Here is a 17,919-nt window from a genome sequence, read left to right as displayed (position 1 = left end):
GCCGTTAAAGGTTCTTTTTCATAGTGCGCTCATCAATGCGCGCAGCGACAAAACGGGCGATAGCGGGGCCTGCCAGTAGTACGATGAAGAACCGGCTTGTCTGCATCGCAATGATGAAGGGCAGATCGACATTGCTTGATGCCGCGATGATCGCCACTGTATCGGCACCACCGGGGCTGGTGGCGAGATAGGCTGTCAGCGGGTCGAGGCCCAGCACGTGACCGAGCGCCATGCCGAACAGCCCACAGACGGCGATGAGGAGCAGCGTGGATGTCAGAACTGCCGGAAAGGCCCGCGCGGCATGAGCGATAATGGCGCGCGAGAAGCCGAGGCCGATGCGCCAGCCTATGAGCAGATAGCTGACCGCGAGCAGCCATGGTGGCAGGTCGATAGTGATGAAACCGGTGTCCTGAAGCAGTGCCCCCAATATGAGCGGCACGAGCATGGCGCCAGTCGGGATGCGGAGGATTTCTCCTAGGAACGCGCCGCCGACGATTAAAAGCAATGTCGGGCCAAGGGTGGACCAATCAATGGGTGGAAACCAGACGATCTCGACGGGCGCAACCGTTTCCACGCCTGTGCTGAGGCGCAGGACGAGCGAAGCGGCCGTGGCGACCAGCACCACACGCAAATATTGCATGAAGGCGACGAGACGGGCATCCGCTCCGTGCGATTCAGCCATCAGCGTCATTGCGGTGGCAGCGCCCGGAGAGGAGCCCCACACAGCGGTTGTTCCCGGCAGGATACGAAACCGTGCGAGCAGATAGCCGATCAGGGTGCTGGTGAACAGCACATAGCCGACGGATAGCAGGATGACGGGCAGGTGTTGCCCCATGCTGGTGAAAAACTCTGCCGTGATCGAACGGGCGATGAGGGACCCGACAACAGCCTGTGCCGCCAGTGACAGCCAGCGGTGAACCCGCAAGGTGCTTTCGCCAGCGGCCATCAATATTGCGCCGAGCATCGCGCCCAGAAGCATGGCGGCAGGTAGCTGCAGCACTTCCCCTGCGAAAATCAGGATAGCGGAAAATACAACCAGCAAGATCCATTGGATCGGCCTGGCTGTCTGCTTGAAACTGAATTTGTTTGGGGTCGAATTCGGCCCCGAAGGAGAGGTTTTCTGCATTGCCCTTCCTCACTACATCTGGCGAGAGAGCTATGCAAATCCGTTTTTATTCAAGAAACATTGATTTCTAAATATCAATATATTGAGGAAAAAGAGGGGTTTGCAGCAAACGGCAAGACGCCGCTTTTCAACAAAAGCAGCGTCTTGAATTACCCCTAGATGGCCTCGATCAGCCGATCATGGCGCGGCGCTGGTTCACGGAGCGTTCGATCACCTCCCGCGGGGCCTTGCCGCCATCGCGTTCTTCGAGCGCCTCGGCTTTTGTCAGCTCGGTTTCCGCAGCCGACAATTCGGCTTCGGCCGCTTCCTTCTGGGACATCAGATCGCGAATCGATACGAAGAGGTTGTCGCGTCGCTGGCGTGCAGCCTTGGCGAAGGTCGGATAAGCGAAATGATTGATGTCAGTGATGCCAGCTTTCTTTTCTTCGGATAGAATCTGGGCGTCGAGTTCTCCGGCCATCCGTTCGAACTCGCCGATCATCAGGTCGAGCTGGCCCAGTTGACGGCGTTTTTCCTTCACCTGGAACAGTTTCAGCCTGACTAGGCTTTCACGTGGCTTCATACGCAATACTCCTTGAACACCAACCAGCTTTCATGTGTTGGGGCGTTCCCCCCGACTTTATTAACAGGTGTAAACGAGCAAAACGCACCCGGTCGACACCCGAATCTCCTTGCGAATCCAAGCCCCTGGAGGGGAAATCATCGCAGCCGTTTTTCCGAATTGGCTCAACAAGCGAAACAAAAAGTTAAGAATTCGCTCGTTTGGTAACCATTCCTTTACCGGCGAAGTTAATCATACGCGTTAGGACTTAAGGCTCGGTAAACCTCGTGTGGTTTTTGAGCAACAGGCGAAAGCTAGAGTCAGATGAATCGCTTAGCGAAGATTCTTAATGCGGTGCTTTAGAGTCGTGAAGAAATGAATGTCTTTATGATTCAGGTGCGTAAGAGAATTTTCTAAACTGGACAGAAATATGCTTGCCAAGCAGAATCATATTTTGTTAACCATTTGCTGGCACCTTCATGCAAAGGCAACGACAGTTCCGTGTGCCGCCGTGAGGGACATCTGGTCGGCTGCGGAAAGGGGATAAGAGATGCGCGTCCTTTTGATTGAAGACGACAGTGCTATCGCACAGAGCATTGAGTTGATGCTCAAGTCCGAGAGTTTCAATGTCTATACGACCGATCTGGGCGAAGAAGGCATCGATCTCGGCAAGCTGTATGATTACGACATCATCCTGCTGGATCTAAACTTGCCGGATATGTCTGGTTACGAAGTTCTTCGCACCTTGCGTCTGTCCAAGGTGAAGACGCCGATCCTCATCCTTTCCGGCATGGCTGGTATCGAGGACAAGGTTCGCGGTCTGGGCTTCGGCGCCGATGACTACATGACCAAGCCGTTCCACAAGGACGAGCTGATCGCACGTATTCATGCGATTGTGCGCCGTTCGAAGGGACATGCGCAGTCGGTCATCACGACGGGCGATCTGATCGTCAATCTGGATGCGAAGACGGTCGAAGTTTCCGGCCAGCGTGTTCATCTGACCGGCAAGGAATACCAGATGCTGGAGCTTCTTTCGCTCCGCAAGGGTACGACGCTCACCAAGGAAATGTTCCTCAACCATCTTTATGGTGGCATGGACGAGCCGGAACTGAAGATCATCGACGTCTTCATCTGCAAGCTGCGCAAGAAGCTTGATGCTGTTTCCGGTAGCCAGAGCTACATTGAGACGGTCTGGGGTCGCGGCTATGTGCTGCGTGAGCCGGATGCAGAAATGCGCGAAAGCGCCTGATCGGCAACACAGTCCGAAATGTAAAAAGCTCCGCTTCGGCGGAGCTTTTGCTTTTTGAAGTGATCATTCACTTTGGATTTCAGGCGGACAATATGCCTGCAAACTGGTCGGTCAGGTAGGCCCGGTCAAATGGCTTCAGAATGTAGCCATCGGCGCCGGCGCGTTTTGCCCGCATGATGCGGGTGACGTCGAGTTCATAAAGACAAAGGACAATGCGGGGCTGCTTGCCGTTTGGCATGGCGCGCAGCTCGCTCACGACTTCCAGTGCCGTCATATCGGGAAGGTCGTAGTCGAGCAGAACGACGTCGGGCATCCGCGAGAAACAGGTTTCGAGCGCTTCCCGACCGGTTGAGGCTTCGGCAAATTCTGCAATAGTTTCGGACAGGATGCGCCGGGCTACTTTGCGAATGACGGAGGAGTCGTCAACCAGCAGGCAATAACCTGTCATTGGTTCATTCGCCATTCAGTCCCCTCCACAAATGCGTTGCCTGACTGATAGAGGGTTTCATGATGGTTTGCCAGTGTGAGCGCGGGTTGGTCCCGCGCTCTGGAGTGCTTATTCAGCAGAAAATACGATGTCTTCTGCAGTGGCGTGGATGGAAATCTTCATACCAGCTTCTTCGGCCAGAAGAAGTGTATAGTAAGGTTGGACGGAATGGGCATCGATCGGCTCTTCCGGGGCTGCACCCGAATGAAGCTCAAGGAACTTCGGCGGCACGCGCAGCATGCGGCCCTTCACGGTGATGACGAAACGCGGTTCGGTGTCTCCGCCTTCGAGACGCACGGCCAGCGAGCCGCCACGCGGTATGGCTGCATTGGCGATAAGAAGCATGTTCAAAAGCAGCTTCACCTTGTTCTTGGGCAGAAGGACGCGGGTGCCTTCCCAGGTGAACTCCGGCTTTTCGTTTTTGAAATATTCAGTGGCGACGTTCTGGGCATCACCGGTGTCGATCTGCACACCAGCCGAACCTGCGGCACCAAAAGCGATGCGGGCAAACTGAAGGCGGGCGGAAGCATTGCGGGCACTCGACTTGATGAGCGACATTGCGTCTTCGTCGGCACCGCCTTCTTCCAGCAGCTCCAGGCCGTTATTGATCGCGCCGACCGGCGAAATGATGTCATGACAGATCCTGCTGCACAGAAGCGCACCGAGGTCGAGCGCAGAAAGGGTAACGGGCATTGGCATGGCGTTTTCTCCGGAACGCGGATCGATCCCTGTCACCTGATCGTTTCGGATGACGGGACCGTTTTCGGTTAACGAGACAGCCCGCAAAGCCAGAGTTTGCGCGCTGCATGAAGGTGGGCGAATCGCCCTGAATGTCGATTTAACTGGATACACGCGCCATCGGACTGCCGCAACAAAGCTCTCTTTTCGAGCCGTATGCCTCGGCATTTCCTCACATCAGTGTGAAAAAGACCGGAAATCAGATGCCTTCGTAAAGTCAATTTCGATGCTTAAAGGTTTGGACAATAAATTCGGGTCTAAAATAGGCGCGATTCGACCGAAATGTCCGGAAGAGACGTGGTCTGGCTTTAACAGGGCCGTCAGACAGAGGAGCGGAGAGCCAAAAGGAATTTTACATGGCCATACAATCCCTGTCGCAAATCAGGTTCCGCAATGCGGCGTGCTTCGTTGCGTTTTTTGCGGCGCTGTTTGTTTCTTTCATCGCTCTGCCAAATCAGGCGAGAGCACAGAACACATACACTGCCGAGGAAATCGTCGAATCTGGTCACAGGTTCTTCGGCTCGACTTCGGGCGGTATCGCAAGCGCGGTCGAGAAGGCCTTCCAGAGTTTTGGTCTGCCCAACGGCTATATTCTTGGTGAAGAAGGTTCCGGCGCTTTCATCGGCGGCCTGACTTATGGTGAAGGTACACTCTACACCAAGAACGCAGGCGACCATAAGACCTACTGGCAAGGTCCCTCACTTGGTTGGGATTTCGGCGGGCAGGGGTCTCGTGTGATGATGCTCGTCTATAATCTCGATGACATCCAGAACCTGTATGGCCGGTATGCCGGTGTTGCGGGCTCTGCTTATGTCATTGCAGGCGTGGGCTTCAACGTCCTGAAACGCGAGAACATCATGCTGGTTCCGATCCGCACCGGTGTGGGCGCAAGACTGGGCGTGAATATAGGCTATCTGAAGCTGTCCGCAGCGCCGACATGGAATCCGTTCTAAAGCTTAGTTACAGATAGGTGTCTTTTCAGCCGGAGATTGTTTTAGAGCGCGTTTCGATCTGATTGAATCAGATCGGCGCTCTAAAATCTTCTCTTTGAAGCATAATCTTATCGATCCTCGTTTCACTCCGATCGGATTATGCTCTAGCTGGCTGGAAAGACGGTCGATCGCGCACTATGAATAGTAAATGCTTGTCTGAAACTGTTCGGGCCCATTTGAAACCGTGATCCAGTCCGCTCTCTTTTTCATATTCGGTGTTCTTGTGACGGTTTTCGTCGTGGTTCTGCTTGGCCCTTCTGTCTGGCGACGCGCTTTCTTTCTGGCGCGCCGTCAGGTGCAGGCTGAACTGCCGATAACGCTAGCCGAGATACGTGCCGACCGTGACGGGCTCCGGGCCGAACATGCTGTTGCGCTCAGCCGACAGGAACAGTTGCTGAAGCTCGAACGCCAGAAGGCTGCTGAACAGAAGGTGACGCTTGCCCGGCAATATGAAGAGCTGAAACGCATCCCGCTCCTCGAGGGGAGCCAGGCCGATATCGAGAAGCAACTTGCTGAGCATGAACGGGTGACCAAGGATGCCGAAGCAGCACGCGATACGGCGCTGGAAAAGGCAGAAATCCTTCAGGCTGAACTGGAGCGGGTGCAGAGCCACTACAGTGCGCTCGAGGGACTGGCCGATACTTTGCGGATCGAGATAAGTGGAAGCGAGACGGAGTACAGCCGTCTGACAAACGAGATGACCGAAATGCGTCGAGATCGCAAGGAAGCCGCAGCGCGTTACAACGAAGTTTCGACCCAGTTGACGTCTGCACAGACGGAGCTGAAAAGCGAAAAGCGCCGCAATGGTGAATTGCAGCAGAAGCTTGAGAAGCTGATATCGGAGCTTTCCGATGCGCAGGAAAAAATCGAACGCTATAGCCGGAAGAATACGGGTTTAAATGTAAGCCCCGAGCAGGCCGAAATCGAACGCGAGAATGCAGCGCTTCGTGAAGAAATGGCTGAGCTTGCCGCCCGCATGGTGGCTGTAACCGCCGATAAAGAAGGACCGGATTCTCCAATCCACTCAATTCTTGAGGCAGCGGAAAAATCCGACACAGACAAAGGCAAGAACGATGGCTCGAAAAGCCTGGCGCGCCGCATTCGTGATCTGCAGTAAGTCTTCCGTTTAGAGCGCGTTTCGATCTGATTGGATCAGATCGGCGCTCTAATCCTTTGTTTTGAACCGCGCATCTTTTCCGAAAACCGTTTCACACTTTTCGGGATGCGCTCTAAAGTTTATTCTTTGCCGAAAACATCCGACCAATCGGGATGACGCATCGCCTGTGCATGCATGAAACTACAGCGCGGAATGATTTTCCATCCGCTCCGGCGGGCGTCGAGAACGGCATTCTTGGCAAGCGCCTGAGCGACTCCTTTGCCGCGCATCGCATCCGGCACGAAAGTATGGTCGATGGATACCAGTGAGGGGCCGAGCTTCGTATAGGTCATTTCGGCTTCGCTGCCGTCGAGAACAGCCGCGTAACGGCCACCGTCGGAACTGTCTTCCTTACGAATCTCGATAGTCGCGCTCATGCCATCCTCCTGAACGATGCGTGTCTGGATCGCTTCGATCCGCTTTTGCGGATCAGCCTCACGAGTTCACAACATAGAAATGGAATGTGCAAATAAAAACCGGCCACGTGGGCCGGTTTTCGATTTATCAGATCCATCGCGGAAGATTTTACTCCGCCCTGGTCGTGTTACCGTTCTTCCAAAACCTGTCTCGGCTTTGGAGAGACAGGTTTTAGTGACGATACTGTTGAATTCTGGTGGTCCTGAGACCGGCGAGACCATGCTCGTCGATCGAAGATTGCCAGCCAAGGAATTCCTCCACCGTCAATGTATAGCGCTGACATGCCTCCTCAAGGCTTAGAAGCCCGCCGCGAACAGCAGCGACGACTTCAGCCTTGCGGCGAATGACCCAGCGCCTTGTATTGGCGGGGGGGAGGTCCGCGATGGTCAGCGGGCTGCCATCAGGACCGATAACATATTTTATACGCGGTCTTACCAGATCGGTCATTGTACTCTCTACACAACACTCAAGGACCTAATCGAGTAGGAGACTAACGCGACAGCTTTAAAAATTACCTAAACACCTGGTAACACTCTGGTAAGACTTGGAAAAATATTCGGCTGTGCCCCATTACGGGCCTTTTTGCGGCATATGATCGGAAAACTTCACGTGGAAGTGCGTGTGGCTTGTCGCAATCTGGACAATGATTGTTCCTGGACCCTTGGCAAATTGCCGCACTTTAGCCTATATAGGGCGCAGAAAACTAAATTTTGAGAAGCAGGGCGCTTGCCCGGAAGCTGGAATCAATCATGAGCCTGAACAGCCTCGATCTGCCGGGAAAGCCGGAAGACACGCGCGTTGTCGTCGCCATGTCGGGCGGCGTCGATTCATCTGTTGTGGCCGGGATTCTCAAACGTGAAGGTTACGATGTCGTCGGCGTGACGCTGCAGCTTTATGATCATGGCGCAGCGGTTCATCGCGCTGGCTCCTGTTGTGCAGGACAGGACATCGAAGATGCCCGTCGCGTTTCGGAAAGCCTCGGCATTCCGCATTATGTTCTCGATTACGAAGCGCGTTTCCGCGAAGCTGTGATCGATCCTTTTGCGAATTCCTATGTCAGTGGCGAAACGCCGATTCCATGTGTCTCGTGCAATCAGACGGTGAAGTTTGCCGACCTTTTGCAGACCGCACGCGATCTTGGCGCCGATGCGCTGGCGACGGGGCATTATATCCGCAGCCGCGCCAATGGCGCGCATCGGTCGCTCTATCGTCCTGTCGATACGGATCGCGACCAGAGTTATTTCCTGTTTGCCACCACGCAAGAACAGATTGATTATCTGCGCTTTCCGCTTGGTCACCTGCCGAAAGCCCAGGTGCGTGAAATTGCAGAGGAAATGGGCCTGACTGTTGCGAAGAAACAGGACAGCCAGGACATCTGCTTCGTGCCGCAGGGCAAATATTCCGACATTATCTCCAAGCTGAAGCCGGAAGCGGCCAATCCTGGCGATATTGTTCATATCGACGGCCGCACGCTTGGTCGCCATGACGGCATCGTGCACTATACGGTCGGCCAGCGTCGCGGTATCGGCGTGGCCACGGGTGAACCACTCTATGTCGTGCATCTCGATGCTGCCAATGCGCGGGTTATCGTCGGCCCGCGTGAAGCGCTGGAAACGCATAAGGTCTTCCTGCGTGACATCAACTGGCTGGGCGATGCTCCGATCGGTGATCTGCCGGAAGGTGGAATGGAAGTTTTCGCCAAGGTTCGCTCTACCCGGCCGCCACGCCCTGCCGTACTGCGCCATGCCGATGGCCAGACCTGGGTTGAGCTGATTGACGGCGAAAGTGGTATAGCTCCGGGACAGGCCTGTGTGCTCTATTCTGATGAAAGCAACACTGCTCGCGTCTTTGGCGGCGGCTTTATTGGCCGTTCGGAACGTGAACCGCAAGCTGAAGAAATGCTGCGCCGTCTTGTTGCTAACACGGCCAGTGCTTCTGCAGCCTGACCAAGTTTCCGATTGATGAATGAAAAGCGGGCGCGAGAGCGCCCGCTTTTTTTATCTGCTCCAGCTAGATGCTAACTCCTGAAGCCGGTTCCTTCTTTCGAGAGATATGCTCTGGAATTTGAAAGCGATAAACGGGAAGTCAATTGCACTGAGTGAATCTAAGTTCATAGTGGGCGGAACTTAAGCTTTGGCTTCAGAGGTTTTGAAGATGGCAGTGCAGAAAATGATGGGATGGAAGGAATGGGCGATGCTCATTATTCTTTCCGTTCTTTGGGGTGGTTCTTTCTTCTTTAATGGTGTTGCCGTTCGGGAGTTGCCGCCTTTTACTATCGTCACGCTCCGGGTCGGGCTGGCTGCGCTCGCTTTGGTGGTGTTAATTCGGATGATGGGCCTATCGTTACCGAAAGATCGCCATATATGGTGGGCGTTTTTCGGTATGGGTTTTCTCAATAATCTGCTGCCGTTCAGTCTCATCGTCTGGGGACAGACCCAGATCGCCAGTGGATTGGCCTCCATTCTCAATGCCACGACACCGCTCTTCGGCGTTATTGTCGCACATTTTCTGACGGTGGACGAAAAGATCACCCGGAACAAGATTGCCGGTGTTTTGATCGGCTTTTGCGGGGTGGCGATCATGATCGGACCCGATGCCATCAGCGGAATCGGAGGCAAGCTGTGGCCGCAGCTTGCGATTCTGTGTGCTGCATTCTCCTATTCGTTGGCAGGTATTTTTGGGCGTCGCTTCAAAGCGATGGGAGTCGCGCCGCTGATAACGGCCACCGGTCAGGTAACGGCAACAACGATCATGCTCATCCCGGTAGCCCTGTTGGTGGATCATCCCTGGACGCTGGCTGCTCCGAGCGCTGCAGTATGGGGAGCGTTGGCCGGTATCGCGCTGCTTTCGACAGCACTCGCTTACGTTCTCTTTTTCCGCATTCTATCGACGGCGGGTGCGGTCAATCTCATGCTGGTGACATTTCTCATTCCAGTCAGTGCTATCCTGCTTGGAGCGCTTTTTCTCGGCGAGACTCTGCAAATCAAGCACTTGATCGGCATGGCGATGATTGCAGCAGGATTGGCAGCCATCGACGGCCGGTTGATAGCGGCAGCGTTATCGTCATCAGGGAAACGAGAAGTCTACTGAAACTTGCTGAACCGGGACAAAGCTATACCCGATGCAGTCGCGACATTCAGACTGTCGAACGCTTTGGACATCGGAATTCTGGCGGTCTGCAGCTTATGAAGCAGGCGAGGTGGCAATCCGTCACCTTCGGTGCCGAGCAGGAGTGCCTGGCGGGCGTGTTTGGTCGCATCGTAGATGCTGAGCGAGGATGATGGGCTGAGCGCCAGCAGATTGAACCCGGCATCGCCCAACGCGGCAATGATTTCATCAATGTTCGCGCCATGGAAATAGGGAATCTTCAACGTCGCGCCGACCGATACGCGAATGGCCTTGCGGTAAAGCGGGTCACAGCAGGTTTCGTCCATCAATACGCAATCGGATTCGAAGGCGGCAGCATTGCGAAAAATCGAGCCGACATTATCGTGGTTGGAGATACCGCACAAAACGACGACGAGCGAATTCGTGGGCAAGCCATCCAGCATCGCCTGCAGGTTCGGCTGCTTCTTGCGGTGGCCAACCGCGAGAATTCCACGATGAACATGGAATCCGGCGACCGCATCCATGACAGTTTGTGGAACAGAATAGACAGGCACATCTGGCGGTAATTGACTGAGCTGTCCGGCAAGTCCGGCAAGCCGGTTTTCCAGAACGAGCAACGATTCTGTTTCGAATCGTGCTGAGGATGAAAACAGGACGTTCAGAACCACCTTGCCTTCAGCGATAAACCGTTGCTGGCGTCCGACGAGATCCTTCTCGCGAATGTCACGGTAGGGGGAAAGGCGAATATCGTCCTGATCGTCAATCTGCTGGACGCAGCCGTGCGAATGAGTGTTTTCGTTCATCGCACGGCTGTGACCTCATATTGTTATACGTGAGCGACTGCCGTCAAATTGTGTCTGCGCGGCGTTGGACTCATATAGAGACTCGAGAGCGTCGACAACATCAACTCGATGTGCGGCGAAGAGACCATATAGTAGATGGTCTGCGCGTCGCGCCGGGTTGAAACGAGGTCGAGAGCTCGTAATTTTGCCAGGTGCTGAGACAAGGCGGATTGGCTAAGGTCAATCGCCTTGGCAAGTGCACCTACCGACATTTCATTGTGAAGCAACTTACATAAAATTAGTAATCGCTTATTGTTAGCAAGTGCCGATAGAAAATCAGCGGCTTGATCTACGTTTTGAATCAAATCAAAGAAAGTATCTTCGTTGCTCATTTGCCGTCATACCCCCGTAAGACTGGACAAAGTTGAAATATACATGCGAGTTTGCATAAGCATGCATATTGAAATTAATACTATAAACCGAGTTTGAAAAGCCCTTGCTTATATTCATTCCGGTATAAAGACGTGCAATTTCGTCCCAAAAAAAATATGATTTTGTTTCAAGGGCTTTATTTTACCGTCTGGTCAGTGCTGTAACGGCTTCCCTGATGGAATCAGCGCTTGTTGGAAACGTATGACGCAGAACGAGATCGCCTTTGGCAATGTCGATACCATCCGGATCCAAGCCTATCACTTTCAGTTGATCTTTAATAGCACCTGCTTTCAATAGCGGTTGAGCTATTTCGGCGATTTCAGGTGCGTGGTGTTCATTCAGTTCGTCAAGCGCGCCCTGTTCGCCTTCGGTAAAATTCGCGCTGATCGAAGCTGCACACAGCAAGTCGTCCTGCGTCAGGCTGAACGCCTTGCCAAAGCCACCGTTCAGACTGGCGCTTTCCAGTTCAAGCCGGAAGAACGCGAAATCTCCCAGATCCACATACAGTGAACCTTTCGGATTGTGATTGAGGTAGCGTCGCCGAATGCGCGGATAGTCAGAATTCGTCCTCTCAATTTTCCGGGCCTGACAGTGCAGAGTGACACGCGCATGGGCGAGGGGGTCTCCCTTGCCAACTTCGCCGAGTAGAAGCGAGCAGGCAGGGTTTGCCAGAAGACCCGGTGTGTGGGCTGCCAACCCGGAAACGAGAATCAGTGGGGTGCCATCCAGATCCGTCGCAACGGCGACGCGGCTTGCCAATGGCCGACCTGTTGCGGCATCGAAGACGGCGATGGCGCCATAGCGCGAGGTGCGGAGCAGGGTTTTGGCAAGCTGAATGGCTTCTGGTGTGGTCGGGCGAATTGGATTGGTTTCGGGCATGATTTGCTGGACTCAAATATGACTTATATTATCCACTTAATAATGTGCTTCCGCTAAAAGAGCTAGTGAATTCGGTGCGGGAGTTGTGCTGGATGGCCGGAGCGGTGGGCGATTAACGATTGATGCGATTGCATCGGCGTCGCGCGTGAGTCGATGATGCATAAAGCGCATTATCTCATGCAAGTTCTGTGCGAATAATATTATAAATCGAGGAGCTTTAGCGCAATATTCCGAAAATGCCGTTATATTTAGAATAAAAATCTAACATATGCGGCCATATTCGGTTGAGAATATGAACTGGTTCTAAAAATTGCGCTTGCAAAGTGACCGCCCACACGTTTCGATAAGCGCAAGCTGCGGGCAATGGGGTGCACGCGGCATGCTTTTCCGTGGAGGCGGACAATAATGAAATTCTACCAAAAACTCCTGGCAGCAACCGCGCTGGTGGCTCTGATGAGCGGTGCTGCATCGGCAAAAACGTTTGTATATTGCTCGCCGGCTTCGCCTGAAGGCTTCGATCCGGCCGCCTATACTGGCGGTGATACCTTCGATGCCTCGGCCCACCCGGTCTACAACCGTCTTGCCGAATTCGAAAACGGAACGACGAAAGTCGTGCCTGGTCTCGCAGAAAGCTGGGATGTTACCGACGATGGTCTGGAATACACCTTCCATCTGCGCAAGGGCGTCAAGTTCCACTCGAACGACTATTTCACGCCGACCCGCGACTTCAATGCCGACGACGTGATCTTTTCTTTCGATCGCATGCGCAACAAGGACAATCCTTGGCATCAGTATACGGCTGGTATCACCTACGAATATTTCGACAGCATGGAAATGGGCGCGCTGATCAAGGACATCACCAAGGTTGACGATTATACCGTCAAGTTTGTGCTGAACCGTCCGGAAGCACCGTTCCTCGCTAATATCTCGATGCCTTTCGCTTCGATCATTTCGAAGGAATATACGGACAAGCTTGCTGCCGACGGCAAGAAAGACGATCTCAACCAGATCCCGGTTGGCACTGGCCCGTTCCAGTTCGTCGCATATCAGAAGGACGCCGTCGTCCGCTTCAAGGCCAACGAAAACTATTGGGGCGGCAAGCCGAAGATCGACGATCTCGTCTTCGCAATCACGACCGACCCGGCCGTTCGCGCGCAGAAGCTCAAGGCTGGCGAATGCCATCTGATGTCCTATCCTGCTCCGGCAGATATCAAGGGGCTTCAGGCCGATTCCAACCTGAAGGTTGACGAACAGGCCGGTCTCAACGTGGCTTACTTCGCGTACAACACGCTGAAGGCACCTTACGACAAGCCGGAAGTCCGCAAGGCACTGAACCAGGCAATCAATAAGCAGGCCATCGTTGACGCCGTGTTCCAGGGTCAGGGTCAGGTTGCCAAAAACCCGATCCCGCCGACAATGTGGGGCTATAACGACAAGGTCGAGGACGACAAGTATGATCCGGAAGCTGCCAAGAAGGCTCTCGAAGCTGCTGGCGTCAAGGATCTCAAGATGAAGCTGTGGGCGATGCCCGTCAGCCGTCCTTACATGCCGAATGCCCGTCGTACCGCTGAACTCATGCAGGCCGATCTGGCCAAGGTTGGCGTCAGCGCCGAAATCGTTTCGATGGAATGGGGTGAATACCTCAAGAAGTCGTCCGACAAGGACCGCGACGGTTCCGTTATCCTCGGCTGGACCGGTGACAACGGCGATCCGGACAACTTCCTCGGCACGCTTCTCGGCTGCGCTGGCGTTGGCAACAACAACCGTGCCCAGTGGTGCTACAAGCCATTCGAAGACCTGATCCAGAAGGCAAAGGTCTCGACCAGCCAGGAAGAACGCACGAAGCTTTACGAAGAAGCACAGGTGGTCTTCAAGGAGCAGGCTCCTTGGAATACGCTTGCTCACTCGACGGTCTTCGTGCCGATGTCGGCCAAGGTTACTGGCTTCAAGCAGAGCCCGCTCGGCGATTATCGCTTCGAAGAAGTTGATATTGCTGAGTAAAATCTGACAACACGAGTGTGGTGGATTTGAGGTTTCTATTCTTTGCGTGATATGCGCGTTCAGGAACCTCAAATCCGTAAACCACACTCGATTCAATTGGTTGCTGGTTTGGTTTGAAACCGAAATTCGTTCATGGCTCCTTCCAAGGAGCATGCGAATTTCGGTTTCGCCAAATCGGCGGCCGGGTGTAGGGTGATCCCCTGCACCCGGTCGGAGTTTTTGTATGTTCCGTTTCATATTCAACAAACTCGTCTATCTGGTTCCGACCTTCATAGGCATCACAATCGTCGCCTTTGCCTTCGTCCGGGTTCTGCCCGGCGATCCTGTGCTGTTGATGGCCGGCGAACGCGGCGTAAGCCCTGAGCGCCATGCCGAACTGATGGCACAGCTCGGCTTCGATCGCCCGATCTGGCAACAATATCTGGATTATGTCTGGAACCTGCTGCACGGCGATTTCGGTCAGTCTCTCGTGACCAAAAAGCCGGTTCTGGTAGAGTTTTTCGCGCTGTTTCCTGCAACTGTCGAGTTGTCCGTCTGCGCGATCATCCTGGCCATTTTCCTCGGTATTCCCGCAGGCGTTATCGCAGCCGTCAAACGCGGTTCCTGGTTCGATCAGGGCCTTATGGGCATTTCGCTGGTAGGCTACTCGATGCCGATTTTCTGGTGGGCGCTTCTGCTCATCATTTTCTTCTCCGGCATTTTGCAGTGGACTCCGGTTTCAGGCCGCATTTCGCTTCTGTATTTTTTCCCGCCCGTGACCGGCTTCATGCTGATCGACAGCCTTTTGTCGGACCAGAAAGGCGCGTTCCTGTCGGCGGCGTCACATCTCATCCTGCCGACCATCGTGCTTGCGACCATTCCGCTCGCGGTTATTGCGCGTCAGACGCGCTCTGCGATGCTGGAAGTGCTGGGTGAGGACTATGTGCGCACCGCTCGCGCCAAGGGTCTGCCAAGCCGTCGTGTCGTGGGCATTCATGCCTTGCGCAACGCAATGATCCCAGTCATCACGACGATCGGTTTGCAGGTCGGCGTGCTGATGGCCGGTGCGATTCTGACGGAAACCATTTTCTCCTGGCCTGGAATCGGCAAATGGATGCTCGATTCCATTTTCCGTCGCGATTATCCGGTTGTGCAAAGCGGTTTGCTCCTGATTGCCGCCATCATCATGGTGGTCAATCTGGTGGTTGATCTGATGTACGGCCTGATCAATCCGCGTATCCGGCATAAGTGAGGGTATCATGACACACTCAGCTATTCAGCCGGAAGCCGCGAGCGACATTGGAAAGATGCGCGCACTGAAGGACTTCTGGTTCTATTTCAGCGTCAATCGCGGCGCGGTTATCGGCCTGTACGTTTTTGTCGCGATTATTCTGGTGGCGATATTTGCTCCGCTCATTGCGCCGCACAATCCTACAGAACAGTTCCGCGAGTTCGTAAAGATTCCACCTTTTTGGGAAGACGGCGGTACAACCCAGTTCTTGCTGGGAACAGATGCTGTCGGGCGTGATATTCTGTCCCGCCTGATCTATGGCGCACAGTATTCGCTGCTCGTCGGTTTCGTCATCGTCATCATCTCGATGTGCCTTGGCATCACCATCGGCCTCATCACCGGCTATTTCGGTGGCGGTGTCGATACGGTGTTCATGCGCATCATGGACGTGATCCTGGCGTTTCCGTCGTTGCTGCTGGCGCTGGTTCTGGTGGCAATTCTCGGGCCGGGTCTCATCAATGCCGTGCTTGCCATCACGCTGGTTTTGCTCCCGCATTTTTCGCGTCTCACCCGCGCCGCCGTCATGGCGGAAAAGGAACGTGAATATGTGACTGCAGCCAAGCTTGCCGGTGCGAGCAGGTTGCGCCTGATGTTCAAGACCATTCTGCCGAACTGTCTTGCCCCGCTCGTGGTACAGGCAACGATGTCGTTTTCCAACGCCATCCTCGATGTTGCGGCACTAGGCTTCCTGGGTATGGGTGCGCAGCCGCCGACACCGGAATGGGGCACAATGCTTGCAGAAGCGCGTGAGTTCATCTTGAGCGCCTGGTGGATTGTTACCTTCCCCGGTCTGGCAATCCTGATCACTGTTCTCGCCATCAACCTGATTGGCGACGGTCTGCGCGACGCGCTTGACCCGAAACTCAAGAGGAGCTGATTGATGGCTTTGCTTGAAATCAAGAACCTTACGGTTTCGTTCGATACCTCGGTCGGTCCTTTCAAGGCGGTCGACGGCATCGATATTACGGTCGACAAGGGCGAAGTTCTCGCCATCGTCGGTGAGTCCGGTTCGGGCAAGTCCGTCGGCATGCTTGCGGTGATGGGCCTTCTGCCCAAGACTGCGACCGTGACGGCGGACGTCATGTCGTTCGACGGCAAGGATTTGCGCACGCTTTCGAGTTCGGAACGCCGCCAGATCATCGGTCGCGATATTTCGATGATCTTTCAGGAACCTGTGGCAAGCCTCAATCCGTGTTTCACGGTTGGCTATCAGCTTGAGGAAGTTCTGAAGCAGCATATGGGCATGAACGGCTCGGCGAGCCGTGCGCGTGCCATCGAGCTTCTGGAACTCGTCGGCATTCGCGATGCCTCCGAGCGTCTCGGCAGCTTCCCGCACCAGATGTCGGGTGGCCAGTGCCAGCGTGTCATGATCGCGATTGCGATTGCCTGCAATCCGAAGCTCCTGATTGCCGACGAGCCGACCACGGCTCTCGACGTGACGATCCAGAAGCAGATCCTTGATCTCCTGATGAGGCTTCAGGTGGAGCACGGCATGGGGTTGATCATGATCACTCACGATATGGGTGTTGTCGCCGAAACGGCGGACCGGGTCATCGTGCAGTATAAGGGCCACAAGATGGAGGATGCCGACGTGCTGTCGCTGTTCTCCGCGCCGAAAAGCCCTTACACGCGTGCGCTTCTCTCGGCTCTGCCGGAAAATGCGACTGGTGATCGTCTTCCGACGGTGTCCGATTTCGTCTTTGACACCAGCAGTGCAGGAGAAGCGCGATGAGCGAGATCGTTCTCGAAGCGCGCGATATCAAGCGCGATTATCATGTTGGCGGTGGCCTGTTCGGCAAACCGAAAGTGGTTCACGCTGTGAAGGGCGTGAGCTTCAAGCTCGAGAAGGGCAAGACGCTGGCGATCGTTGGCGAATCCGGCTGCGGCAAGTCCACGCTGGCGCGTATCCTCACGATGATCGATCCTCAGACATCCGGCGAACTGAAGATCGGCGGTAAGGATGTGGACATCGCTCGTGACGGGCTGACGGCGGAAATGCGCCAGAAGGTGCAGATCGTGTTCCAGAACCCTTACGGTTCGCTGAACCCGCGCCAGAAGATCGGTGATGTTCTGGCGGAACCGCTGCTGCTGAATACCAATATGTCGGCAGAAGAGCGGCGTGCCAAGGCGATGCAGATGTTGTTGAAGGTTGGTCTCGGTCGCGAGCACTTCAACCGTTATCCGCATATGTTCTCGGGCGGTCAGCGCCAGCGTATCGCCATCGCGCGCGCGCTGATGCTCAATCCAAAGCTGCTGATACTCGACGAGCCGGTTTCCGCGCTCGATCTGTCGGTGCAGGCGCAGGTTCTGAACCTGCTCTCTGACCTGCAGGAAGAGTTTGGCCTCACCTATGTCTTCATCAGCCACGATCTTTCGGTGGTGCGTTATATCGCCGACGAGGTGATGGTGATGTATTTCGGTGAGGTCGTCGAATACGGTTCGCGCGACGCCGTGTTCAATAATCCGCAGCATGATTATACGAAGAAGCTGTTTGCCGCGACGCCGCGCGCGGATGTCGATGCTATTCGGGCTCGCGTGGAAGCACGTGCCGCTGCCAGACAGGCCGCTCATAGCTGATCCCTATCGATGCGATGCTTAAAAAGGCCGCACATGAGAATGTGCGGCCTTTTTATATGAAACGAGATTATAGTATTTCTTGCAGTTCCGCCTTATAAAATGATTGTATTTATCTCTATTTCGGTATTTTAATGTATTTTTACTTTGTCGTTTTTGTCGTTACT

19 protein-coding genes are annotated in these 17,919 nt (G+C 54.5%); 10 read left to right on the top strand and 9 right to left on the bottom strand.

Annotation, left to right across the window (positions count from 1 at the left end; genetic code table 11):
- Positions 1-4 precede the first annotated feature (4 nt).
- Together ACYSN1_RS14940 and ACYSN1_RS14935 are read right to left on the bottom strand one after the other, a co-directional pair.
- A complete protein-coding gene (locus ACYSN1_RS14940) occupies positions 5-1,126 on the bottom strand; it encodes an AbrB family transcriptional regulator (protein WP_461726403.1) in 1,122 nt (373 codons plus the stop codon).
- A gap of 169 nt (positions 1,127-1,295) precedes the next feature.
- Positions 1,296-1,688: a flagellar export protein FliJ gene (locus ACYSN1_RS14935; protein ID WP_461726402.1), complete on the bottom strand. Its 393-nt coding sequence runs from the start codon at positions 1,686-1,688 to the stop codon at positions 1,296-1,298.
- A gap of 529 nt (positions 1,689-2,217) precedes the next feature.
- On the opposite strand from ACYSN1_RS14935, the gene ctrA reads away from it, so the two are divergent.
- On the top strand, positions 2,218-2,916 hold the full coding sequence (ctrA, locus tag ACYSN1_RS14930) for a response regulator transcription factor CtrA (protein WP_105542391.1): 699 nt from the start codon (positions 2,218-2,220) through the stop codon (positions 2,914-2,916).
- 79 nt (positions 2,917-2,995) lie between these two features.
- Here ctrA and ACYSN1_RS14925 read toward each other — a convergent pair whose 3' ends face one another.
- Both ACYSN1_RS14925 and chpT read right to left on the bottom strand, forming a co-directional pair.
- Positions 2,996-3,379 carry a response regulator gene (locus ACYSN1_RS14925; protein ID WP_461726401.1) on the bottom strand — a complete coding sequence of 128 codons (384 nt, stop codon included), beginning with the start codon at positions 3,377-3,379 and terminating at the stop codon, positions 2,996-2,998.
- Between the two features lie 93 nt (positions 3,380-3,472).
- Entirely contained in the window at positions 3,473-4,102 is a 630-nt protein-coding gene (gene chpT, locus ACYSN1_RS14920; RefSeq protein WP_461726400.1) for a histidine phosphotransferase ChpT, read from the bottom strand.
- A gap of 395 nt (positions 4,103-4,497) precedes the next feature.
- On the opposite strand from chpT, the gene ACYSN1_RS14915 reads away from it, so the two are divergent.
- Both ACYSN1_RS14915 and ACYSN1_RS14910 read left to right on the top strand, forming a co-directional pair.
- Complete coding sequence (locus ACYSN1_RS14915) at positions 4,498-5,094, top strand: DUF1134 domain-containing protein (RefSeq protein WP_010659556.1); 597 nt, start codon at positions 4,498-4,500, stop codon at positions 5,092-5,094.
- A gap of 247 nt (positions 5,095-5,341) precedes the next feature.
- On the top strand, positions 5,342-6,250 hold the full coding sequence (locus ACYSN1_RS14910) for a hypothetical protein (RefSeq protein ID WP_461726576.1): 909 nt from the start codon (positions 5,342-5,344) through the stop codon (positions 6,248-6,250).
- Between the two features lie 119 nt (positions 6,251-6,369).
- Here the strand turns inward: ACYSN1_RS14910 and ACYSN1_RS14905 are convergent, their stop codons facing one another.
- A complete protein-coding gene (locus ACYSN1_RS14905; protein ID WP_461726399.1) occupies positions 6,370-6,666 on the bottom strand; it encodes a GNAT family N-acetyltransferase in 297 nt (98 codons plus the stop codon).
- Positions 6,667-6,877: 211 nt separating this feature from the next.
- Positions 6,878-7,153 carry a CtrA inhibitor SciP gene (gene sciP / locus ACYSN1_RS14900; RefSeq protein ID WP_010659559.1) on the bottom strand — a complete coding sequence of 92 codons (276 nt, stop codon included), beginning with the start codon at positions 7,151-7,153 and terminating at the stop codon, positions 6,878-6,880.
- A 302-nt stretch (positions 7,154-7,455) separates the two neighbouring features.
- Between sciP and mnmA the strand changes: the two genes are divergently transcribed.
- Together mnmA and ACYSN1_RS14890 are read left to right on the top strand one after the other, a co-directional pair.
- Complete coding sequence (gene mnmA / locus ACYSN1_RS14895; protein WP_461726398.1) at positions 7,456-8,652, top strand: tRNA 2-thiouridine(34) synthase MnmA; 1,197 nt, start codon at positions 7,456-7,458, stop codon at positions 8,650-8,652.
- Positions 8,653-8,860: 208 nt separating this feature from the next.
- A complete protein-coding gene (locus ACYSN1_RS14890; RefSeq protein ID WP_461726397.1) occupies positions 8,861-9,796 on the top strand; it encodes a DMT family transporter in 936 nt (311 codons plus the stop codon).
- Here the strand turns inward: ACYSN1_RS14890 and ACYSN1_RS14885 are convergent.
- The 3 genes from ACYSN1_RS14885 to ACYSN1_RS14875 form a co-directional block, all read right to left on the bottom strand.
- Positions 9,790-10,617: a TrmH family RNA methyltransferase gene (locus tag ACYSN1_RS14885; protein WP_461726396.1), complete on the bottom strand. Its 828-nt coding sequence runs from the start codon at positions 10,615-10,617 to the stop codon at positions 9,790-9,792. The genes ACYSN1_RS14890 and ACYSN1_RS14885 overlap by 7 nt on opposite strands.
- A 23-nt stretch (positions 10,618-10,640) precedes the next feature.
- The gene (locus tag ACYSN1_RS14880; protein WP_461726395.1) at positions 10,641-10,988 is read right to left on the bottom strand and encodes an ArsR/SmtB family transcription factor; all 348 of its coding nucleotides are present in this window, start codon (positions 10,986-10,988) and stop codon (positions 10,641-10,643) included.
- A 181-nt stretch (positions 10,989-11,169) separates the two neighbouring features.
- Entirely contained in the window at positions 11,170-11,907 is a 738-nt protein-coding gene (locus tag ACYSN1_RS14875; protein WP_461726394.1) for a HugZ family pyridoxamine 5'-phosphate oxidase, read from the bottom strand.
- A gap of 405 nt (positions 11,908-12,312) precedes the next feature.
- Here ACYSN1_RS14875 and ACYSN1_RS14870 point away from each other — a divergent pair, with 405 nt between their 5' ends.
- From ACYSN1_RS14870 to ACYSN1_RS14850, 5 genes are all read left to right on the top strand, one after another.
- Positions 12,313-13,908: an ABC transporter substrate-binding protein gene (locus ACYSN1_RS14870; protein ID WP_461726393.1), complete on the top strand. Its 1,596-nt coding sequence runs from the start codon at positions 12,313-12,315 to the stop codon at positions 13,906-13,908.
- Between the two features lie 223 nt (positions 13,909-14,131).
- On the top strand, positions 14,132-15,139 hold the full coding sequence (locus ACYSN1_RS14865) for an ABC transporter permease subunit (protein ID WP_461726392.1): 1,008 nt from the start codon (positions 14,132-14,134) through the stop codon (positions 15,137-15,139).
- A gap of 7 nt (positions 15,140-15,146) precedes the next feature.
- Positions 15,147-16,055, top strand: a complete 909-nt coding sequence (locus ACYSN1_RS14860; protein ID WP_461726391.1) for an ABC transporter permease subunit — start codon at positions 15,147-15,149, stop codon at positions 16,053-16,055.
- Positions 16,056-16,058: 3 nt separating this feature from the next.
- A complete protein-coding gene (locus tag ACYSN1_RS14855) occupies positions 16,059-16,910 on the top strand; it encodes an ABC transporter ATP-binding protein (RefSeq protein WP_140021647.1) in 852 nt (283 codons plus the stop codon).
- Positions 16,907-17,755, top strand: a complete 849-nt coding sequence (locus ACYSN1_RS14850) for a dipeptide ABC transporter ATP-binding protein (protein ID WP_461726390.1) — start codon at positions 16,907-16,909, stop codon at positions 17,753-17,755. Before ACYSN1_RS14855 ends, ACYSN1_RS14850 begins: the two co-directional genes overlap by 4 nt.
- The last annotated feature ends 164 nt before the right edge of the window (positions 17,756-17,919 follow it).

The sequence above is a fragment of the Brucella sp. LJL56 genome, from assembly GCF_054871705.1.
This window is presented reverse-complemented; position numbering and strand designations above follow the sequence as displayed.